The sequence below is a fragment of the Bacillus sp. FSL K6-1033 genome (assembly GCF_038630765.1).
Lineage (GTDB): Bacteria > Bacillota > Bacilli > Bacillales > Bacillaceae > Bacillus > Bacillus altitudinis.
Genome location: NZ_CP152041.1, coordinates 2384239 through 2405333, shown reverse-complemented (window position 1 = coordinate 2405333; position 21095 = coordinate 2384239). Strand labels below are relative to the sequence as shown.

The 21095-nt window shown below is 42.6% G+C and carries 22 protein-coding genes and 1 other annotated feature; of the genes, 17 read left to right on the top strand and 5 right to left on the bottom strand.

Annotated elements, in window-relative coordinates:
• Positions 1-26 precede the first annotated feature (26 nt).
• Complete coding sequence (locus MHH31_RS12340) at positions 27-1292, bottom strand: replication-associated recombination protein A (protein WP_342494850.1); 1266 nt, start codon at positions 1290-1292, stop codon at positions 27-29.
• 207 nt (positions 1293-1499) lie between these two features.
• Between MHH31_RS12340 and MHH31_RS12335 the strand changes: the two genes are divergently transcribed.
• The 8 genes from MHH31_RS12335 to MHH31_RS12300 all read left to right on the top strand — a co-directional run bounded on the left by MHH31_RS12335 (position 1500) and on the right by MHH31_RS12300 (position 8319).
• Complete coding sequence (locus tag MHH31_RS12335) at positions 1500-1919, top strand: Rrf2 family transcriptional regulator (protein ID WP_008342713.1); 420 nt, start codon at positions 1500-1502, stop codon at positions 1917-1919.
• Between the two features lie 18 nt (positions 1920-1937).
• Positions 1938-3080, top strand: coding sequence for a cysteine desulfurase family protein (locus tag MHH31_RS12330; RefSeq protein WP_342494849.1), 1143 nt, complete (start codon positions 1938-1940; stop codon positions 3078-3080).
• 95 nt (positions 3081-3175) lie between these two features.
• Positions 3176-4294, top strand: a complete 1119-nt coding sequence (mnmA, locus tag MHH31_RS12325; RefSeq protein WP_041506814.1) for a tRNA 2-thiouridine(34) synthase MnmA — start codon at positions 3176-3178, stop codon at positions 4292-4294.
• A gap of 61 nt (positions 4295-4355) precedes the next feature.
• Complete coding sequence (locus MHH31_RS12320; protein ID WP_041506815.1) at positions 4356-5009, top strand: tetratricopeptide repeat protein; 654 nt, start codon at positions 4356-4358, stop codon at positions 5007-5009.
• A 19-nt stretch (positions 5010-5028) separates the two neighbouring features.
• A complete protein-coding gene (locus MHH31_RS12315; RefSeq protein ID WP_284725520.1) occupies positions 5029-7413 on the top strand; it encodes an ATP-dependent RecD-like DNA helicase in 2385 nt (794 codons plus the stop codon).
• 90 nt (positions 7414-7503) lie between these two features.
• Positions 7504-7962, top strand: a complete 459-nt coding sequence (locus MHH31_RS12310) for a PRC-barrel domain-containing protein (RefSeq protein WP_041506817.1) — start codon at positions 7504-7506, stop codon at positions 7960-7962.
• A 13-nt stretch (positions 7963-7975) separates the two neighbouring features.
• Positions 7976-8167 carry a hypothetical protein gene (locus tag MHH31_RS12305; protein ID WP_003216308.1) on the top strand — a complete coding sequence of 64 codons (192 nt, stop codon included), beginning with the start codon at positions 7976-7978 and terminating at the stop codon, positions 8165-8167.
• 20 nt (positions 8168-8187) lie between these two features.
• Positions 8188-8319, top strand: coding sequence for a YrzQ family protein (locus tag MHH31_RS12300; protein WP_008342695.1), 132 nt, complete (start codon positions 8188-8190; stop codon positions 8317-8319).
• Positions 8320-8357: 38 nt separating this feature from the next.
• Here MHH31_RS12300 and MHH31_RS12295 read toward each other — a convergent pair whose 3' ends face one another.
• From MHH31_RS12295 to MHH31_RS12280, 4 genes are all read right to left on the bottom strand, one after another.
• Positions 8358-9008, bottom strand: coding sequence for an amino acid ABC transporter permease (locus tag MHH31_RS12295; RefSeq protein WP_008342693.1), 651 nt, complete (start codon positions 9006-9008; stop codon positions 8358-8360).
• A gap of 15 nt (positions 9009-9023) precedes the next feature.
• A complete protein-coding gene (locus MHH31_RS12290) occupies positions 9024-9677 on the bottom strand; it encodes an amino acid ABC transporter permease (protein ID WP_007501460.1) in 654 nt (217 codons plus the stop codon).
• Between the two features lie 80 nt (positions 9678-9757).
• Positions 9758-10567, bottom strand: a complete 810-nt coding sequence (locus MHH31_RS12285) for a transporter substrate-binding domain-containing protein (RefSeq protein ID WP_327877837.1) — start codon at positions 10565-10567, stop codon at positions 9758-9760.
• Between the two features lie 14 nt (positions 10568-10581).
• On the bottom strand, positions 10582-11310 hold the full coding sequence (locus tag MHH31_RS12280) for an amino acid ABC transporter ATP-binding protein (protein ID WP_007501456.1): 729 nt from the start codon (positions 11308-11310) through the stop codon (positions 10582-10584).
• A 224-nt stretch (positions 11311-11534) separates the two neighbouring features.
• Between MHH31_RS12280 and MHH31_RS12275 the strand changes: the two genes are divergently transcribed.
• The 9 genes from MHH31_RS12275 to mltG all read left to right on the top strand — a co-directional run bounded on the left by MHH31_RS12275 (position 11535) and on the right by mltG (position 21055).
• Entirely contained in the window at positions 11535-12599 is a 1065-nt protein-coding gene (locus tag MHH31_RS12275) for an AI-2E family transporter (protein ID WP_017358104.1), read from the top strand.
• A 43-nt stretch (positions 12600-12642) separates the two neighbouring features.
• Positions 12643-12850: a binding site (T-box leader), on the top strand.
• 79 nt (positions 12851-12929) lie between these two features.
• Positions 12930-15566 (top strand): alanine--tRNA ligase, encoded by a 2637-nt coding sequence (alaS, locus tag MHH31_RS12270; protein WP_342494848.1) that lies wholly within the window; start codon positions 12930-12932, stop codon positions 15564-15566.
• A gap of 89 nt (positions 15567-15655) precedes the next feature.
• On the top strand, positions 15656-15922 hold the full coding sequence (locus tag MHH31_RS12265) for an IreB family regulatory phosphoprotein (protein WP_024718370.1): 267 nt from the start codon (positions 15656-15658) through the stop codon (positions 15920-15922).
• Positions 15923-15925: 3 nt separating this feature from the next.
• Entirely contained in the window at positions 15926-16342 is a 417-nt protein-coding gene (gene ruvX / locus MHH31_RS12260; RefSeq protein ID WP_003216519.1) for a Holliday junction resolvase RuvX, read from the top strand.
• Positions 16343-16357: 15 nt separating this feature from the next.
• A complete protein-coding gene (locus tag MHH31_RS12255) occupies positions 16358-16642 on the top strand; it encodes a DUF1292 domain-containing protein (RefSeq protein WP_017358102.1) in 285 nt (94 codons plus the stop codon).
• A 157-nt stretch (positions 16643-16799) separates the two neighbouring features.
• Positions 16800-17366 carry a biotin transporter BioY gene (locus MHH31_RS12250; RefSeq protein WP_024718368.1) on the top strand — a complete coding sequence of 189 codons (567 nt, stop codon included), beginning with the start codon at positions 16800-16802 and terminating at the stop codon, positions 17364-17366.
• A complete protein-coding gene (locus MHH31_RS12245) occupies positions 17366-18823 on the top strand; it encodes an acyl-CoA synthetase (RefSeq protein ID WP_342494847.1) in 1458 nt (485 codons plus the stop codon). The genes MHH31_RS12250 and MHH31_RS12245 overlap by 1 nt, the downstream gene beginning before the upstream one ends.
• Positions 18811-19899 carry an acetyl-CoA C-acyltransferase gene (locus MHH31_RS12240; RefSeq protein ID WP_061419777.1) on the top strand — a complete coding sequence of 363 codons (1089 nt, stop codon included), beginning with the start codon at positions 18811-18813 and terminating at the stop codon, positions 19897-19899. The genes MHH31_RS12245 and MHH31_RS12240 overlap by 13 nt, the downstream gene beginning before the upstream one ends.
• Positions 19900-19972: 73 nt before the next feature.
• Complete coding sequence (mltG, locus tag MHH31_RS12235) at positions 19973-21055, top strand: endolytic transglycosylase MltG (RefSeq protein ID WP_045034105.1); 1083 nt, start codon at positions 19973-19975, stop codon at positions 21053-21055.
• Positions 21056-21095: the final 40 nt, after the last annotated feature.

The window sequence follows — 21095 nt, the reverse complement described above, 5'->3', positions numbered from 1 at the left end:
GCCTGCTTAGAGCAGGGGGCTTTTTTTTATTTTTGCCGTCTTAAATTTTCATACACTTGCTTTAGTGCACCTTCAAATTTTCCAGTTTGCTTTGGTTCATAATATTGCTTGTTTTTCAGCGGGTCAGGTAAATATTGCTGCTTCACCCAGCCATTTTCATAATCGTGCGGATATAAGTAATCGGCGCCCCTTCCAAGTGCTGCTGCTCCTTTATAGTGGGCATCTTTTAAATGAACGGGAACTTCACCAATTTTCCCCGTGCGAATATCATGCAGTGCCGCATCAATCGCTTGGTAAGCGGAGTTTGACTTTGGAGAAAGACACAGTTCAATCACGGCATTAGCGAGTGGAATTCGTGCTTCTGGAAAACCAACTCTCTCAGCTGTTTGAACAGCGCTTAACACACGTGGCCCTGCCTGCGGACTGGCTAGGCCAATATCTTCATAAGCCATCACAAGTAATCGTCTCGAAATGCTTTCAAGGTCTCCCGCTTCAATGAGTCTTGCAAGGTAATGCAGCGCAGCATCTGCATCAGATCCTCTAATGGATTTTTGAAAAGCCGAGAGGACATCATAATGGGCATCACCGTTTTTATCATGCGAGAAGCTCTTTTTTTGTAAACATTCTTCTGCTGCAGCTAGAGTGATCGTGATCTGTCCAGATTCATCCGCTTTTGTCGATAAGACGGCTAGTTCGAGCGCATTTAAAGCGGAACGCACATCTCCTCCGCATCCATTTGCAAAATGATTCATTGCCTCCTCATCAACTTTGACCGAATAACCGCCAAGCCCGCGATGTTCATTCTGTAAAGCTCGAGATAATGCAACTTTAATTTGCTCTGTTTCCAGCGGCTTCAGCTCAAATATTTGTGTCCGGCTGCGGATGGCTGGGTTAATCGCATGATACGGATTAGCTGTTGTCGCGCCAATTAAAATGATCATGCCATTTTCTAAATACGGAAGAAGGAAATCCTGCTTCCCTTTATCGAGTCTGTGGACTTCGTCTAAAATCAAGATGACCTGACCACTCATTTTCGCTTCAGCGGCGACAGCTTCCATATCTTTTTTGTTATGAATCACCGCATTCAATGTACGGAAGGCAATGCTTGTACTGCCAGCGATTGCAGTTGCAATGGATGTTTTGCCGATTCCCGGCGGTCCGTATAAAATCATCGAGGACAAATGTTTTGCCTCGACCATTCGTCTAATAATTTGACCTTCCCCAACGAGATGCTCCTGCCCAATAATGTCTCCAATATGACTTGGGCGCATCCGATACGCTAAAGGTTTCATGATTATCTCTCCTAAAGCAATGTCTTGTTTGTATAGAGTACCGAAATTTCTTCAAATAGAAAAGGGATGCGTCCTCGTTTTGAGCTCAGAACCCGCAAATGAAAGTTGGCTAAAAGTATGATATAATTGCTTTTGGTCTATATAAGCGTATATGAAATCAGAAAAATAATTGATGACATAGAAATAGAAAACGCAGAGGTGTTTAACTTGAAAATTTCTACTAAAGGCAGATATGGTCTGACGATCATGATCGAATTAGCCAAAAAACATGGCGAAGGCCCTACATCATTAAAATCAATCGCTCAAAACAATGATTTGTCTGAGCATTATTTAGAGCAGCTTGTATCACCACTTCGCAATGCACGTCTTGTGAAAAGTATCCGCGGAGCGTATGGCGGCTATGTGCTTGCCCATGAGCCAAACGAGATTACAGCCGGTGATATTATTCGTGTATTAGAAGGACCTATTAGTCCTGTTGAAGTGATCGAAAACGAAGAACCAGCAAAGCGTGCACTTTGGATTCGTATTCGTGATGCAGTAAAAGACGTACTGGACAATACAACTCTTGAAGACTTGGCAAGCTATAAAGATGACGAGGATCAAGAGGCGTATATGTTCTATATTTAGATCAGAGGTGTACCGGAAATGGAACGTATCTATTTAGATCATGCAGCTACAACGCCGATGGATCAGCGAATTGTGGACAAGATGATGCCTTACTTTACAGAGATATTTGGCAATCCCTCTAGTATTCATTCATATGGGCGCGAGGCAAGAAAGTGGCTCGATGAAGCAAGGGAATTCATTGCAGGAGAATTACACTGTAAGCCGCAGGAGATCATCCTCACAAGCGGAGGAACAGAGGCAGACAACTTGGCCATTACAGGTGTGGCAATGGCAAGGCAGCATGAAGGAAAACATATCATCACAACAAAAACTGAGCATCATGCAGTGCTGCATACATGCGAGCGACTAGAGAAGCTTGGTTTTGATGTGACGTATTTAGATGTGGATCACACTGGATTGATTCATCTTGATCAATTAAAACAAGCACTAAGAGACGATACAATTCTTGTGACTATCATGTACGGCAATAATGAAACGGGTGTGATTCAGCCAATTAAAGAAATTGGTCAACTTTTACACGAACACACTGCTTATTTTCATACAGACGCTGTACAGGCATTTGGGACAATATCAATTGATGTCACAGAACTTCATATCGACCTCTTATCTGCGTCCGGTCATAAACTAAATGGCCCGATGGGAACAGGCTTTTTATACGTGAATGAGCGTGTAAAACTTTCACCGCAGCTATTCGGAGGAGAACAAGAGAGAAAACGCCGTGCTGGCACTGAAAATGTGGCGGGAATCATTGGGCTTGCAGAAGCAGTTCAATTAACAAAGCAAAACAGAAGAGAAAAAGCAGTGCATTATGGTAAGCTCAAAGAAGCGATGCTGCAAGTATTCGAAGAGGAATCACTCAATTTCTCTATCAATGGACATCCGAAAGAGACATTGCCGCACATTTTAAATGTCCACTTCCCGGGCGTTTCCATTGAATCGTTACTTGTGAACTTAGATATGGAAGGGATTGCTGTTTCAAGCGGGTCAGCATGTACGGCTGGATCTGTCCTTCCTTCGCACGTATTAAGCGCCATGTATGGTGAAGAAGCAAAAGAGCTGACATCCTCAGTCAGAATAAGCTTCGGTCTTGGAAATGAAGAGGAACATGTGAAGCAGGCGGCGCATAAGATAGCGGCTGTCGTGAAACGCCTAGCCAAATAAATGCTCCCCTTTTGTTCGTGTGTGAAAAATGAAACAGCTAGGCACCTGAAGAACGAAACGCGCACGTTGTTTCATTGAAATTGGAGTTGATGAAGATGACAAAAAGACCTGAAGACACAAGAGTTGTGGTCGGTATGTCCGGAGGCGTCGATTCATCAGTTGCTGCGCTCATGTTAAAGGAGCAAGGCTATGATGTGATCGGCATATTTATGAAAAACTGGGATGACACAGATGAAAATGGTGTATGTACAGCAACGGAGGACTATGAGGATGTCATTCGTGTTTGTAACCAGATTGGAATCCCATATTATGCAGTGAATTTCGAGAAACAGTATTGGGACAAAGTGTTTCAATATTTTCTTGATGAATATAAAGCAGGCAGAACGCCGAATCCAGATGTCATGTGTAATAAAGAAATTAAGTTCAAAGCATTTCTTGAGCATGCATTGTCGCTTGGAGCGGATTATTTGGCAACAGGCCACTATGCCCGTGTCGACAGAACCGGCGATGAAGTGAAAATGCTAAGAGGTCTTGATACAAACAAAGACCAAACTTATTTCTTGAATCAGCTGACTCAAGAACAGCTTGAAAAAGTGTTGTTCCCAATCGGCGATTTAGAGAAAAAAAGAGTGCGTGAATTAGCGAAAGAAGCAGAGCTCGCAACAGCAACGAAAAAAGATTCTACGGGCATCTGCTTTATTGGGGAAAGAAACTTTAAAACGTTCCTTAGCCAATATTTGCCTGCACAGCCCGGTGTGATGCAGACAATGGACGGAGAAGTAAAAGGTGAACATGATGGACTCATGTATTACACGATCGGTCAACGCCAAGGACTTGGCATTGGCGGAAGCGGTGATCCGTGGTTTGTTGTTGGGAAGGACTTAGAGAAAAATATCTTATTTGTTGAACAAGGCTTCCACAATCCGCTTTTATACTCTGAAAGTATTTCAGCTGTTAACATCAGCTGGACTCGTCCTCATATTGTCGGCGAAAACGGTGAACTCACATGCACAGCGAAATTCCGATACCGTCAAGAAGACCATCATGTAAAAGTCAAAATGACAGGTGAGCAGGAAGCAATGGTGATCTTTGATGAACCCGTTCGTGCTGTCACTCCAGGACAAGCTGTTGTTTTTTATGATGGCGAAGAATGTCTTGGCGGCGGGACCATTGACGATGTCTTTAAAGATGGCCAAAAGCTGTCGTATGTGTAACATGTGTTAAAAACCTCAACGTCGCTGTTGAGGTTTTTTAATGAAAGGATGAAGAGAGCGAATGAATCATAACGAAATCGGTATTGAAGCTTTAAATCAAGGGAACATCGAACAGGCAGCTGAAGCTTTTACGAAAGCCATTGAAGAAAGCCCAAAGGACCCGGTTCCATATATCAACTTTGCGAACTTACTTTCAAGCGTTCATGAATTTGAACGTGCTTTGAACTTCTTTCAAAAAGCCATTGAACTTGATCATACAGCAGCTGCAGCCTATTACGGGGCAGGAAATGTCTATACGATGAAAGAAGACTTTATGAAAGCGAAAGACTATTTTGAGCAAGCGCTACAAGCTGGAATGGAAAACAGTGATTTGTTTTATATGTTAGGGCAGACACTGATGAAATTAGAGCAGCCAAAGCTTGCGATGCCTTATCTTCAGCGTGCAGTTGAGCTAAACGAAGAAGACAACGAAGCAAGATTTCAATTTGGCATGTGCTTAGCGAATGAACATCTGCTGGAGGAAGCGGTCGCAGTCTTTACTGAAGTGATTATGCGAGATCCGCAGCATGCAGACGCCTTTTATAATGCAGGCGTTGCGTATGCGTATTTAGAGAAAAAGGACGAAGCGCTTGAAATGCTAGGAAAAGCCATTGACGTGCAGCCTGATCATATGCTTGCATTGCATGCGCAAAAGCTGATTCAAGAGGCAGAATAACCGGAAGGAGGGAAGACCTGTGCAGGAACATCCAGATCAAATGAAGCTTGAAGACGAACCGTTTTTAAAAGGGACGGTTCAAGCCGTTATTTTCCATAACGAAAGTAATTTATACTCGGTGTTAAAAGTAAAAGTCATTGAAACATCAGAGAATTTAGAGGAAAAAACAGCATCTGTCACAGGCTACTTCCCAGCACTTCATGAGGATGAAACCTACACCTTCTATGGCAAGGTCACAAGTCATCCGAAGTTTGGCGAGCAGTTTCAAGCCACTCATTTTCAAAAGGAAGTCCCTACAACAAAGCAAGGCATCATTCATTATCTCTCTAGTGACTTGTTTGAAGGGATTGGAAAAAAGACGGCGGAAGAAATCGTCGGCAAGCTTGGCAATCAGACGCTTCATCAAATTATGCGTGATCCGTCTGTGTTGTATGACGTCCCTCGCCTGTCAAAAAAGAAGGCCGATAAGCTGGCTGCCGCACTTCAAGAGCATCAAGGGCTTGAGCAAATCATGATTAGCCTGAATCAATATGGTTTTGGTCCTCAGCTTAGCATGAAGATTTACCAAGTATACGAGAGTGAAACGTTGCAAAAAATTGAAGAAAACCCTTATCAGCTCGTCAAAGACGTCGAGGGGATTGGATTTATTAAAGCAGATGAACTCGGCGCTAGAACAGGGATATCTGGAAATGATCCAGACCGCATTCGTGCAGCCCTTTTGTATACCGTTGAGACAGCAAGCCTGCAGGACGGTCATACGTACATACAAACGAAAGATCTGATCGTCGAAACCCGTAAACTGCTGAATCAAACCGGCAATGACTACAAAGTGACTGAAATGGACGTTGCCAATCAGATCATTGCACTTGGTGAAGGGAAAGAAATGATTATTGAAGATGAGCGCTGTTATCATCCGTCGCTCTTTTATGCGGAGCAAAGTGTGGCAAAACGCATTCAAAAAATTGTCGCTCAAACGGAATATGCAGATCAATTTCCTGAATCAGAATTTCTGCTTGCACTCGGTGAACTGGAGGAACGGCTTGGTGTCCAGTATGCACCAACCCAAAAAGAAGCCATTCAAAAGGCACTCATGTCTCCAATGCTGCTTTTAACAGGCGGACCGGGTACAGGGAAAACGACAGTCATTAAAGGGATTGTCGAGCTTTACAGCGATCTTCACGGCGTATCTCTTGACCCGGGTGATTATAAAAAAGATGAAGCATTTCCGTTCGTGCTTGCCGCACCAACTGGACGTGCTGCGAAACGAATGACCGAATCCACTGGACTTCCTGCTGTGACCATTCACCGGCTGCTAGGCTGGAATGGATCAGAAGGCTTCTCACATGATGAAGACCAGCCGATTGAAGGAAAACTTGTCATCATTGATGAATCGAGTATGCTGGATATTTGGCTGGCGAACCATTTGTTTAAGGCGATCCCAGATCATATTCAAGTCATTATGGTTGGAGACGAACATCAACTTCCATCTGTCGGACCTGGTCAAGTGTTAAGAGACCTGCTTGCTTCACAAGCTATACCGGCAGTGACACTAACTGATATTTACCGGCAGGCAGACGGTTCAACAATTGTTGAACTTGCGCATGATATGAAAAATGGTGTATTGCCAAAGGATATTACTGCACGCTCGAAGGATCGATCCTTTATTCAATGCTCTAGTGACCAAATGAAAGAAGTCATCGAGAAAGTGGTCAGCAATGCTGCGCAAAAGGGTTATTCAGCAAAGGACATACAAGTGCTTGCCCCGATGTATAAAGGAAAAGCAGGCATTAATGAACTGAATAAAATGCTTCAGCAAATTTTGAATCCTAAAAAGCCAAAAGGAAGAGAGATTCCATTTGGTGATGTCGTCTACCGGACAGGTGATAAGGTACTTCAGCTTGTCAATCAGCCGGAGAATAACATTTTTAATGGAGATATTGGCGAAATTGTCTCGATCTTTTATGCGAAAGAAAACACGGAAAAAGAAGATATGGCGGTCATCTCCTTTGATGGAAACGAAATCACGTTTACGAAAAAAGATTTTCATCAATTTACACACGCTTATTGTTGCTCGATTCATAAATCTCAGGGCAGTGAATTCCCAATCGTGGTGCTGCCAGTCGTGAGAAGTTATTATCGAATGCTTCGAAGAAATTTGCTTTACACGGCCATTACACGAAGTAAAAAGTTTTTAATTTTGTGCGGTGAGGAATCAGCATTAGAGTGGGGCGTGAAAAATAATGAAGACTCCCTCAGACAAACATCTTTAACCATGCGTCTTACTGAAACGGAAGAAATCATGGACGCTGAGTTAGCAGCCCTCCAAAAAGAACTTCCTTTCAGCGTACACGATGCCAATATTGGCATGGAGGGAATCACCCCGTTTGATTTTATGCAAGAGTAAATGGCTTCCTTCATGGAAGCCATTTCTTCGTATGAGTCATAGAGGAAACGCACACGATAAGACTGTTCCGAAAAGGTGGTTGATCACATTTTGAGAACATGTCGAGAGCTTGAAGGACTGACGATCTATACAGACGAGCTGTCTCATTCACTTGGGGCGATCAAAGATATTTGCTTTTTAGCCGGCGGCAGCTGCGGGGGATATGTTTTAGATGGGAAAAAGAAAGACTGTGCTTTCATTCCATTCTCAGCTGGCGACAAACTGACAGACAAAGGTCTATATGTGAGCTGCCAGAAGGGCATCGAGATAGATACCTCCGCCCCATCCTTCTTCTTTTCGAAATTAAAAAAGAAAATGATCCGTACGCCAGATGGTGAAACATTAGGTGTTTTGGAAGATGTATACTTTTGTACAAATTCGGGCACAATCGTAGCATATGAACTCTCGGACGGCTTCTTTACAGAGCTATCAGGGATTCGAAAGCAGCTGCATGCTGCCGGAACCTTGATGGATGTTCAAAAGGAAGCACTTGTTCTAAACCGAACGTAAAGAGGTGCTGAGTATGCTCATTTGCCCAAATTGCAAATGTAAAGACATCGGAAAAATTGGGGTCAATCAATATTATTGCTGGGGCTGTTTTATTGAATTGACACTGTCAAAAGGCAAAATATCTACTCACCAAGTGGAGGAAGACGGTACACTAAGCAGTTTAGATGACCTGTTTAGTGACGATGAACGTTCAATTCAACTATAAGTGTTAAGGGGGAATTTCGAATGGGCAAAATGACTTCTTCACTATTAACGCTTGGTGCAGGTGCACTCGCATATCACTTTGCAAGTCGATATGATATGCCATCTAAGCGGGATATGAAAAAGATGAGAAAACGAGTTATGCGAATGCTTTAAACAAAAAGGGACATCCACCATGAGCGGATGTCCTTTTTTTATGCCTGCCTGTACTCTAATCTCCGTGCAAGTATAGACAAGCTGAAGTTCACAACAAAATACATCATGGCGGCCAAGAGGAAAATAGGAAGTAAATAAGATTGGCTTTGACCATTTAAAATCTGCGCGTGATGCAATAACTCTGGAAGGGCAATCACAACGGCAAGCGATGTATCTTTTAAAAGAGAAATAAATTGACTGACAATCGGCGGGACCATTCGGCGTAACGCCTGTGGCATGATAATCATTTTTAATGTTTGAATATAGGTTAAACCAGAGGATCTGGCCGCTTCGATTTGTCCTTTATCAATTGATTTTAATCCGCTGCGAATAATTTCTGACAGCATGGCGGATTCAAACACGGTTAAAGCCGCAATGGCAGAGGCTGTAATGCTCAGCTTAATGCCGATTTCAGGCAGGGCGAAATACGTAAAAAAGATGATCAGCAAAAGCGGCAGGTTCCGAACGGTTTCCACAATGACCGCAAGCACCTTTGATAAAATAGGGATTTGTGCGAACCTCAATGTGCCAACGACTAATCCGATGATAAAGCTTAAAATGATGGAGATAAAAGCCACTTTTAAGGTGACAGCAAATCCTTCAAGTAAAAAGGCGAGATGATCGGGCTGGTAGGCACCTATAAAATCCATTGTGTTTCCTCCTTTCTAGTGGCTTCGGGCTAATCTTTTTTCTAAATAACCAACGCCTAGACTAAGCGGAATGGTCAATAGAAGATAGAACATGGCAACAAAGATGTATACATCAAATGTCACAAACGTTCTCGAAGCGATAAGGTCTCCTTGGTACATCAGATCAAACCCTGCAATGACACCTAAAATAGACGAGTTTTTCACAAGATTGATAAATTGATTCCCAAGTGGTGGAATGACAATTTTGATTGCCTGCGGCAGAATAATATATCGCATCGTTCCGCCATATGACAGACCAGAAGCTCTAGCTGCTTCCATTTGTCCAAGCGGTACAGCTTGTATACCTGCACGAATGGCTTCAGCGATAAAAGCAGACGTATAAATGGAGAGGGCAATGGTTCCTGCTGTAAAGCCATCTGCCACAATGCCAAGTACCGGTAAACCAAAAAAGAACACAAAGGTGATCAATAATAACGGAATATTCCGAATAAATTCCACGTAAGCCGTCCCTAACCAGTTGAGCGGCCTTAGTGGCGCAATTCTCATAATGGCAATGAGTGTACCGATGAAAAAGCTTCCAATCAACGCAATGACACTTGCACCAATCGTATATTTAAACCCTTCTAAATAAAGATGGAAGTTCTCAGTTAAAATGGAAAACCGCAGCAATCAGTTCACTTCCTTCCTAATCAACAGAGGAGCCGGCAAGCGGCTCTCCTGAGGGTGTTGAGGTTGATCGAGTCAATTAATTATTCTTTGATCCATTTTTTATGAATCTTGTCATACTCTCCATTGTCTTTTAATGCCTTTAACGCTTTATTAATGGCTTCTGTCAACTCTTCATCGCCTTTTTTTACAGCGATGCCATAAGGCTCATCGGTAAATGTTCCGCCAACGACCTCATAATTTGAATCTTCGTCTGCCATGCCAAATAAAATTGCATTATCAGTTGTCAGAACTTGCCCTTGATTTGATTTTAAGGCTGTAAAGGCTTCTTGGTAATTTTCAAATTCTAAAACGGATGCTTCTGGTGCTTTTTCGCGAATGTTTTGAGAAGAAGTGGACCCTTTCACTGCAAGCACCTTCGTACCTTTTTTAAGATCATCAATCGATTGAATGTCGCTGCCTTTTTTCACAAGCAGTGATTGTCCTGCTTCAAAGTAAACATCTGAGAAATTGACCTCTTTTTTACGCTCTTCTGTGATCGTCATTGTGGCAACAATGGCATGAATATCTCCTTTTTGCAGTAAAGGAATCCTTGTTTTAGATGTCACTTCTTTAAATTCTGCTTTTCCTTCATCACCGAGCATTTCTTTAGTGATCGCTTTTGCGATATCAATATCAAACCCTTCAATATCCCCGCTACTAGGATTTTTTAGACCGAATAAACGAGTATCGTTTTTCACACCGAAAACGATTTTTTTGTCTTTCTTAATGGCTTCTAATGAGCTGCCTTGTTTTGCATCAGTTGAGCCTTTCTCGGCAGATCCACAAGCAGCGAGAGCGATCATACAGAAAGTCATCAACAGTAATAGGCCAAAGCGTTTCATTTTTTTCATCAAATTCATTCCCCCTAGTGATTTAAAATACGGCTTAAAAAGAGCTGAGCGCGTTTCTCGCGCGGTTTTTCATAAAAGGCAGCTGGTGTAGATTCTTCAAGAATTCTTCCTTCATCAATAAACACAATGCGGTCCGCGACTTCACGGGCAAATCCCATCTCGTGCGTGACAACGACCATTGTCATTCCTTCCCTTGCCAGCTGTTTCATCACATCTAGCACCTCACCGATCATCTCTGGATCAAGAGCTGATGTTGGTTCATCGAAAAGCATGACCTCAGGTTTCATTGCAAGTCCTCTTGCGATTGCCACACGCTGCTGCTGTCCTCCTGAGAGTCTAGAAGGGTAGGTGTCTGCTTTTTCAGGAATGCCAACTTTATTTAAATAAAATTCAGCTGTTTCCTTTGCTTCTTCTTTGCTCACTTTTTTAACCTTCATCGGCGCAAGCATAATGTTTTCAAGCACCGTCTTATGCGGATAAAGATGGAAGTGCTGAAACACCATCCCGATATTTTGCCTGATGAGATTGATGTTGGTTTTCGGATGCTGAACAGACACTTGATTGACAAGGACTTTTCCTTCATCAATGCTTTCAAGACGATTGATACATCTGAGCATCGTGCTTTTTCCAGACCCTGAAGGACCGATGATCACAACAACCTCACCTTTTTGAATATGTAGGTTAATGTCCTTAAGTACATGGAACTGGCCGTAATGCTTGTTGACTTCTTCGAATGTGATCATGAAGAACCTCCTCTTCTAATGATTGAGCTAAAGTGGATTCTAGCATAAATGAGGCGGAAATAAGAAAATAATGGAATATTTTCTAACGAGATTTTACAGCAAACAGTGACTTTGGATGGAGCCGTATGTTTCATGTGTATTCATTTTTAACAAAGTTAGGACAAATTTTATTTACATGGATAATTGCAGAAGTTGGTTAAACAATAAGAAGAGAGGTGAAAAAGGTGAAGAAACGTCCGATCGAGTTTCTAATATATGCTGCAGGTGTACTGCTTGTCCTTGCGTCTTTACTCATTTTGGTTCAGCTCGACGAGTTATGGATGCCTATTTTTTTATTGCTCAAAGCGGTTTTAATCCCGCTTCTTATCGCTATTTTTATTTCTTATCTTCTTTATCCCATTGTTGAAAGACTACATAAGCGAGGTTTGCCAAGGACGGTCAGTCTCTTATTGATATATGTGCTGTTTTTTGGAGGCATTGGTTTGGCTGTGTATAAAGGGGCACCGGTTTTAATCGCTCAGTTAAATGAATTGTCGGAGCAAATTCCCATGCTTGCCGAAACGTATAATGGTGCTTTATCACATGTTCATCGTCATACAAGCCACTGGCCTGATGGACTACATGAACGGCTGGATCGTTTTATTGTCCAATCTGAGACGTATGCCGCAAATGGGGCAGAGCGGATGATTCTTAGCTGTAAAGTACTGCTTGATTACGCCTTAGTTGCTGCACTTATTCCTTTTCTTGTCTTTTATATGGTGAAAGATATGAACACGATGAAGCGGGCAGCATGGTATTTAACCCCGCCAAGCTTCCGAAAAAGGGGACATGCCTTTGTGAAAGCAGTGGATGACTCACTTGGGGATTATATTAGAGGGCAATTGCTTGTCTGTTCTTTAATTGGAGGAGCTGCTGCCATTGTTCTTTGGCTGTTCCATATTCCATATCCGCTTGTACTAGGTATGTTAATCGGTGCAACGAATGTCATTCCGTATTTTGGCCCGATTATTGGAGCGATTCCAGCTGTCTTTATCGCTTTTACCATCTCAGTGAAGTCAGTGATCATTGTGCTAATTACAGTAGCCGTGCTTCAATTTTTAGAAAGCAATGTACTGAGTCCGATCATTGTCGGGAGAAGCCTGCATATGCATCCTGTCGTAATCATGCTGGTGTTACTCGCTGGAGGTGAGCTGTTTGGCTTGATTGGAATGATTTTAGCCGTGCCGTCCGCAGCCATTATGAGGGTTATCATTGTGCAATATATTCACATGAGACGAAGCGTTCATTGACAAGACGAGCCGAGTTGTCTATAATAATTTCGATTCATACATATTGAATTCAATGACGGACCCGAGTACGTTAAAAAGCTGTTGCAGAGAGAGGCTTTGTTTGCTGAGAAAAGCCTTATCAGACCTTTAACGGAAGCTAGTCCCGAGTGCAGATAAACACTGCCGCTCTCTTCCGGCGTTATCGGATGTGAAGGTGATAGACGCATATGTCTATAATCAGGGTGGTACCGCGAGAGCATCTCGTCCCTGTGTAAGTAGTTTTTTGCTTGCATAGGGCGGGATGTTTTTTCGTTTGTGTGAAGATTGAGAATAAAAAAGGGAGGATTTATGATGAAAACTTTAACTTCAGCTCAAGTACGTCAAATGTTTTTAGATTTTTTTAAAGAAAAAGGACATGCTGTCGAACCGAGTGCGTCCCTCGTACCGCATGACGATCCAACACTTCTATGGATTAACAGCGGGGTGGCAACATTAAAGAAATACTTCGATGGCCGCGTCGTGCCTGAGAATCCACGTATTTGCAACGCACAAAAATCAATTCGTACAAATGACATTGAAAATGTAGGGAAAACAGCACGCCATCATACGTTTTTTGAAATGCTGGGCAACTTCTCTATTGGAGACTATTTCAAAGAAGAGGCAATCGAATGGGCTTGGGAATTCCTCACAAGTGACGAGTGGATTGGCTTTGATCCGAATCTGTTATCTGTAACGGTACATCCAGAGGATGAAGAAGCGTATGTTCTTTGGAGAGATAAAATTGGTGTCCCTGAGGAACGAATTATTCGTCTAGAGGGCAACTTCTGGGATATTGGCGAGGGGCCAAGTGGTCCGAATACAGAAATTTTCTATGATCGCGGAGAAGCATATGGCAACGACATGAACGACCCTGAATTATATCCAGGCGGAGAAAATGAACGTTATCTAGAAGTATGGAATCTTGTTTTTTCTGAATTTAACCATAATCCAGATGGTACATACACACCGCTTCCGAAGAAAAACATTGATACAGGAATGGGTCTTGAGCGTATGGTCTCTGTTATTCAAAACGTACCGACGAACTTTGATACAGACCTGTTCATGCCGATTATTCGTGCAGTAGAAACGATTTCTGGAGAAAGCTATGGGGAGTCAAAAGAAAAAGACACAGCATTTAAAGTCATTGCTGACCATATTCGTACTGTGGCCTTTGCCGTCAGTGACGGAGCACTTCCTTCTAATGAAGGCCGAGGTTATGTGTTAAGACGTTTGCTGCGCCGTGCTGTGCGTTATGCAAAAACGATCCATATCCACCGTCCATTTATGTATGACCTAGTTCCAGTTGTTGCGGAGATCATGAAGGATTTCTATCCAGATGTTCAAGCAAAAGAAGAATTTATTGCAAAAGTGATCAAAAATGAAGAAGAGCGTTTCCATGAGACACTGAATGAAGGGTTAGCCATTTTATCAGAAGTGATCAAAAAAGAACGAGACAATGGCAGCTCACAAATTTCCGGTCAAGATGTATTTAAGCTTTATGACACATATGGATTCCCGGTCGAACTTACAGAAGAATATGCAGAAGATGAGAACATGACAGTCGATCGTGAAGGCTTCCAGCTAGAAATGGAGAAGCAGCGTGAACGTGCAAGAAATGCCAGACAAGATGTAGGTAGTATGCAGGTTCAAGGCGGGGCTTTAGGCGATATTAAAGCGGAAAGTACGTTTGTTGGCTACGAAAATTTAACTGCAGATGCTCGTATTATCGAATTGCTTCAAAACGGTGAAATTGTCACAGAAGCACACGAAGGGGAAACGGTGCAAATTTTATTAGATGAAACACCTTTCTATGCGGAAAGCGGCGGACAAGTGGCGGATAAAGGAACGTTAAAAAGTGCCGAAGCGATCATTGATATCAAAGATGTGAAAAAGGCGCCAAACGGCCAGCATGTCCACGAAGGAGTCGTCGTAAGTGGTACAGTTCAAAAAGGCATTGAAGTCACTGCAGAAGTCGAATCAGCGCTTCGAAAAGGCATTGTGAAAAATCACACAGCGACACATCTTTTGCACCAAGCGCTAAAAGATGTATTGGGCAGCCACGTTAACCAAGCGGGTTCACTTGTGAATGAAAACAGACTTCGCTTTGACTTTTCTCACTTTGGACAAGTAACAAAAGAAGAATTGTCACAAATTGAAAAAATCGTCAACGAAAAGATTTGGGAAGGCATTTCGGTTGCCATTGACCTGAAACCAATTGCTGAAGCAAAAGAAATGGGCGCAATGGCGCTGTTTGGCGAGAAATATGGCGATATTGTCCGTGTGGTGCAAGTAGGTGATTACAGCATCGAGTTATGCGGAGGCTGTCACGTTCAAAACACTGCGGAGATCGGATTGTTTAAAATTGCATCTGAATCGGGTATTGGTGCTGGAACACGCCGTATTGAGGCTGTAACAGGTAAAGGTGCTTATACAGAATTAAATGATCAGCTTGCGATTTTAGAAAAGGCAGCTAATGAACTGAAATCAAATACAAAAGATGTACCAAAACGCATCGCTTCCTTGCAGGCTGATTTAAAAGAAGTTCAAAGAGAAAACGAATCACTTCTTGCGAAATTAAGTCAAGCAGAAGCTGGCTCTATTTTAGAAAAAGTCATCGAAGTTGGCGGAGTGAACGTGTTAACTGAAAAAGTAAACGCCAAAGACATGAACCATTTAAGAACGATGGTTGATGACTTAAAAGCGAAATTAGGTTCAGCTGTCATCGTACTTGGTGCCGTTCAAAATGGAAAAGTCAACATTTCAGCCGGTGTGACGAAAGACGTCATTGAAAAAGGTCTTCATGCAGGAAAACTTGTGAAGCAGGCAGCTGAAATTTGCGGCGGAGGCGGAGGCGGACGCCCAGATATGGCACAAGCAGGCGGGAAACAGCCAGAAAAGCTTGAAGAAGCACTGGCAACTGTCGAAGAATCTGTCAAATCCGTTTTATAATCAGTCAATGTAGTGTAGAATAATGGTATTAGATGAGCGGTTAGAAAAAAGCTTGCTAGTAGAATGTTGGAAGAGAGGTGCAAGAAGCAGTGAGTTCATTTGATAAGACAATGAAGTTTAACTTCTCTGATGATTCAGCTGAAACCAATGTGAATGAAGTGCTCATAACAGTTTATGACGCACTCCAAGAAAAAGGATACAACCCGATCAATCAAATTGTCGGATACTTGCTGTCAGGCGACCCTGCTTATATTCCAAGACATCAGGATGCACGCAACCTAATTCGTAAACTAGAACGAGACGAATTAATTGAGGAATTGGTTAAATCGTACTTAGAGACACATAAAGAGGCGTAAAACATGAGAATTTTAGGCTTAGATTTAGGCACGAAAACCCTTGGTGTGGCAATCAGTGATGAAATGGGATGGACAGCTCAAGGGATTGAAACCATTAAAATTGATGAAGCAGGCGGAGACTTTGGTCTCAGCCGCCTGTCTGAGATCGTCTCGCAATATGGAACGGATAAAATTGTACTTGGTTTTCCAAAAAATATGAACGGTACGGTCGGTCCAAGAGGCGAGGCCAGCCAATCATTTGCGAAAGTGTTAGAAAACACGTACAATGTTCCTGTTGTGCTTTGGGACGAGCGTCTGTCAACGATGGCAGCAGAAAAAATGCTCATCTCTGCAGATGTGAGCAGACAAAAGCGTAAAAAAGTCATTGATAAAATGGCGGCTGTTATGATCCTTCAAGGGTACTTAGACAGCTTAAATTAAAATGAGGTGAATCAAATGGAACACGGAGAAAAGCAAATTACAATCGTTGATGATAATGGAAATGAGCAGCTTTGCGAAGTACTATTTACTTTTGAAAGCGACCATTTTAACAAATCATATGTTCTTTACTACCCAATTTCTGAACAAGATAACGAAGAAATTGAAATTCATGCATCAAGCTTCACACCAAACGAAGACGGTGAAGATGGCGAATTAGAGCCAATTGAAACGGATGAAGAGTGGGACATGATTGAAGAAACGTTAAATACGTTCTTAGATCAAGAAGACGAAGAAGAATAGAACGAATAAAAGGCCTGTGAACATGATCTCTGTGATCTTTCTTCACAGGTCTTTTTTTACATTCTATATGTAAACTATTATTTAAATTTAGTTGACATATATCACTCGACCTTTTACGCTATTTTTATCAAAAAACATCGAGTGAGGGGTATGAAAATTGAAAATTCACGATATGATGCAAATGGCATTCATGACAGCAGTTATTGGGATGTTAGGATTGATTCCGCCTATTTTTCTTGCGTTTACACCTGTACCAATCACCTTACAAACCGCAGGTCTTTTGCTTGCTGGAGGGCTGTTAAAACCAAAGCAAGCCCTGATTAGTTTACTTCTGTTTCTTCTAATAGTGGCAGCAGGCGCACCTCTTTTATCTGGAGGGAGAGGCGGAATAGGGGTCTTTTTTGGGCCAAGCGGTGGTTTTTTACTTGCTTATCCAGTGGCTGCCTTTATGATCAGTCTGTGGCTGAACCGGCTGAAGAAAGTGACGGCCTTACGCCTATTTTTAATCTATGCGGTATGCAGTATCGGGATATTATATATAGGCGGAATTCCCTTTCAAGCCATGATGATGCATATAAAGATCACGCAAGCAGCTCTGTTCAGCGTCATTTATTTACCGGGTGATCTGATCAAAGCAGGGATATGTGCCGTCTTCACGGTGAAAATCATTCAAGCGATGTCATATCGAAAAAGGGACTTACATAGAGGGAGGCGAGCAGTTTGATGAGAATAACGGAAAACTATGCAGCTCATGCAAAAGTGGAGCCAGGTCAGATGGCGATCATAGATGAAAAAGAGCAGATCACTTATGAAGAATGGCATGAGCGTGTGAAGTCATCTGCACAATGGTTAAAAGAAACGCCTCATCAGCAAAAAAGAGTCGCTTTTTTAGTATCAAATGGTGTTCCGTTTCTCCAACTATTTGCTGGCGCAGCTTCTGCAGGATGGACAGCGGTGCCTCTTGATCCGCGGTGGAGTGATAAGGAATGCGCGGAAAAGCTCTTATTAAGCGAGGCAGACCTTGTCATTGTGGAAAATCGATATATCAAAAGAATTGAAAAGTACAAGCTGGATATGCCAGTGCTCTCTTTATCTGAATGGAAAGAAAGAATCAGCCTCAGCATAAACGTTCAATCGAACAAAAGTGAACCGGAGGAAGATCCTGCTTTTTATATGGGTTTTACTTCAGGATCAACGGGATCGCCCAAAGCCTTTATAAGACGCCAACAGTCATGGATCGAGAGCTTTCAAATGACAACATCCGTCTTTGGGATCACACATAAAGATCATGTACTGATTTTGGGCACACTTTTATCCTCTCATTTTTTATACGGTGCGATCAGCACACTTTATTTCGGTGGCACTGTGACATTGTTAGAAAAATTTGTGCCAGAGAAAGCAAAGAAAACCTTAGAGAAAGGAGACATCACGGCTATTTATACGGTTCCGACCATGACAGAATCGTTGCTGCAAATGGATGCTTTCGGGAAGAATCCGCTTCTTGTCCTGTCGTCTGGTGCAGATTGGGGAAACTCTTCAAAAAAACAGCTCGTCAACCGCTATCCTTACATCACATTTTTTGATTTTTATGGAACATCAGAATTGAGTTTTGTCTCCTATTTATCTTCAGATGACTTTTTGCAAAAGCCTACTTCTGTCGGAAAGCCTTTTCCTTCTATTCAGGTTGAAGTCAGGAGGGCAGATCAAACCGTTTGCAAGCCAAATGAAATAGGGAGAATTTATGTGAAAAGCCCAATGTCTTTTTCAGGCTATTTACAAGATGAAAAGCCGCCCGAAGAGTGGCTGACCGTATATGACATGGGGTGGCTCGACGAAGATGGTTACTTGTATATGAGCGGCCGCGAGAATGGCATGATTGTCTATGGGGGACTGAATATTTTTCCAGAGGAAATTGAGCGTGTGCTGAATGAACAGCCAGAGGTGAATCGGTCAATCGTGATTGGACTTCCTGATCCTTATTGGGGCGAAATCCCTGTTGCCATTATTGAGAATGTACAGCAAACAAAAATCATTCGGCAAGCTGTAAAAGAAACATTAGCGGCATACAAAGTACCAAAAAAATGGCTCGTCACGGACAAAATGATCGAAACATCAGGAGGGAAAATCGCTCGTGCCAGTATGAAAAAGTGGGCGGAGGAACAATTATCATGCAAGCCGTGATCGTACAAGCGAAGCGGACGCCCTTCGGTGAGAAAAATGGAATGTTGAAGGATTACCGGCCAGAGCATCTAGCTGCGCCCTTGATCCAGCATTTTTCAAACGTGACCAAGCCAGATGACATCATTTTAGGCAATGTCGTCGGGGGTGGTGGCAACATTGCCCGTCTGTCCTCGTTAGAAGCAGGGCTTTCATTACATATTCCGGGTATGACCATTGATAGGCAATGTGCTTCCGGTCTTGAAGCCATTAGAACGGCGTGCATCATGATTCAGTCGAGGGAGGGATCAATGTATATCGCTGGTGGAACGGAAAGCATTTCTCGGTCACCAATGAAAGAAAGGGCCCGCTTTTCTCCAGAGTGGATAGGGGACCCTCATATGGGGGAAGCGGCAGAGCTGACGGCGTCGAGATTTTCAGTTGCGAGACAAGAGCAAGATGACTATGCACTTTTAAGCTGGGAACGAAGTATAACCGCATTCAAGCAAGGAACGTATTCAGAAGAAATTGTTCCGATTAGCGGGATGGGTACAGATGAAGCGGCAGCTAAAATAAGACCGATTGCAAGCTTGATAAAGCGAGCAAAACCTGTCTTTTTACCAGGCAAAGGTACTGTGACTGTGACCAATAGCTGTAAAGAAGCAGATGGTGCAGCTGCCGTCGTTGTGATGGAAAGAGCGGAAGCGGAGGCAAAAGGCTTCAGCCCTATGCTGCGGTATATCGGGAGTGCCGTGACCGCTATGGACCCGCATTATCCTGCTGCTTCACCAATTGATGCAATCAAGAAACTTTTACATAAAGAACAAGTGAAGATAGAAGATGTTGCACTTTTTGAAATCAATGAAGCGTTTGCACTCAAAGTAGTGCTCATTGCCCGGACACTAGGTATTCCTTATGACCGTATCAATAAAAGAGGCGGTGCGCTTTGTCTTGGTCATCCATATAGCGCCTCGGGAGCTGCTATGATGGTGAGACTGTTTTGCGAAGCCCGCGCCTTACCGAATGGAAGTTATGTCATGGCTGCAATTGGCAGTGGAGGCGGTGTCGGTTTAGCCACACTATGGCAAGTTCTGTCATGACATGCATGAGCAAGTAATTGCCGAACTCCGTCGAATCATGTACTATAAAAGCTAGATGTGAGGAGGGCCATGCATGTTTTCAGAACAAAAGAAACGACCATTTTTTAAACGAAAAATGGGGATCGTCCTGTTATCTGTACTTGCTGTGATCATCATTGCAGCATTATCAGGTTTTTTATATGTAAAATCAGCACTCGGGCCGGTCGATCAAAAAAGCAAACAAACCATTAATATTCATATTCCAAATGGGACATCTGTCAGCGGAATTGCGAGCATTTTAAAAGAAAAAGAGCTGATTTCAAATGACACGATTTTCACTTACTATGCAAAGTACAAAAAAGCGTCAGGCTTTAAAGCGGGCTATTTTCATCTCAAACAAACAATGGATGCGGATCAGCTAATTCAAAAGCTGACATCTGGCGGGACAGACTACGCATTTCAGCTTGTGATACCTGAAGGGAAACAGTTGTCTGATATTGCATCTATTATCGCAAACCAGACGAATTTTTCAGCGAAGGAAGTTGAAGCGAAGTTGGATGATCCAGCCTTTATTAAAAAATTAATGAAAAAATACCCGAAAACGGTGACATCACAAGTGAACGGGAAACAGGTCAAGCATCCGTTAGAGGGATATTTATTCCCGGCGACGTATCCGTTTTATCGTGAGGATGAATCACTTGAAACCATCATTGACACGATGATTAAACAAACAGATCAATATGTGAAAACGTATGAAAAGGACATGAAAAAGAGAAAGATGTCCATCCATGATGTCCTAACGATGGCATCCCTGATAGAAATGGAAGCAACCGAAAAAACAGACCGGTCAAAAATCTCAAGTGTGTTTTATAACCGGTTGAAAAAGGACATGCCGCTTCAAACAGATCCAACCGTTCTTTATGCGCTTGGCGAGCATAAGTCCCGTGTTTATTACAAAGATTTAAAAGTGAAATCACCTTATAATACGTATACAAACAAAGGGCTGCCGCCTGGACCTATTGCCAATGCTGGAGAATCTTCTTGGAAAGCAGCACTCCATCCAGAGAAAACAGATTTTGTTTACTTCCTAGCAAAGAAAAATGGGGAAGTCGTCTTTACGAAAACGTTAAATGAGCACAACAAAGCAAAAGCGAAATACATCACAGGCAGCAACTAGCGCTCATGTGAGAGGAAAAAGACTGTAGACAATGGTGAAA

Bases quoted from the DNA above. Each gene is read 5' to 3' on its own strand.
- MHH31_RS12340 (WP_342494850.1), bottom strand. From the start codon at position 1,292: ATGAAACCTTTAGCGTATCGGATGCGCCCAAGTCATATTGGAGACATT.
- MHH31_RS12330 (WP_342494849.1), top strand. From the start codon at position 1,938: ATGGAACGTATCTATTTAGATCATGCAGCTACAACGCCGATGGATCAG.
- mnmA (WP_041506814.1), top strand. From the start codon at position 3,176: ATGACAAAAAGACCTGAAGACACAAGAGTTGTGGTCGGTATGTCCGGA.
- MHH31_RS12320 (WP_041506815.1), top strand. From the start codon at position 4,356: ATGAATCATAACGAAATCGGTATTGAAGCTTTAAATCAAGGGAACATC.
- MHH31_RS12305 (WP_003216308.1), top strand. From the start codon at position 7,976: ATGCTCATTTGCCCAAATTGCAAATGTAAAGACATCGGAAAAATTGGG.
- MHH31_RS12300 (WP_008342695.1), top strand. From the start codon at position 8,188: ATGGGCAAAATGACTTCTTCACTATTAACGCTTGGTGCAGGTGCACTC.
- MHH31_RS12295 (WP_008342693.1), bottom strand. From the start codon at position 9,008: ATGGATTTTATAGGTGCCTACCAGCCCGATCATCTCGCCTTTTTACTT.
- MHH31_RS12285 (WP_327877837.1), bottom strand. From the start codon at position 10,567: ATGAAAAAAATGAAACGCTTTGGCCTATTACTGTTGATGACTTTCTGT.
- MHH31_RS12280 (WP_007501456.1), bottom strand. From the start codon at position 11,310: ATGATCACATTCGAAGAAGTCAACAAGCATTACGGCCAGTTCCATGTA.
- alaS (WP_342494848.1), top strand. From the start codon at position 12,930: ATGAAAACTTTAACTTCAGCTCAAGTACGTCAAATGTTTTTAGATTTT.
- ruvX (WP_003216519.1), top strand. From the start codon at position 15,926: ATGAGAATTTTAGGCTTAGATTTAGGCACGAAAACCCTTGGTGTGGCA.
- MHH31_RS12255 (WP_017358102.1), top strand. From the start codon at position 16,358: ATGGAACACGGAGAAAAGCAAATTACAATCGTTGATGATAATGGAAAT.
- MHH31_RS12245 (WP_342494847.1), top strand. From the start codon at position 17,366: ATGAGAATAACGGAAAACTATGCAGCTCATGCAAAAGTGGAGCCAGGT.
- MHH31_RS12240 (WP_061419777.1), top strand. From the start codon at position 18,811: ATGCAAGCCGTGATCGTACAAGCGAAGCGGACGCCCTTCGGTGAGAAA.
- mltG (WP_045034105.1), top strand. From the start codon at position 19,973: ATGTTTTCAGAACAAAAGAAACGACCATTTTTTAAACGAAAAATGGGG.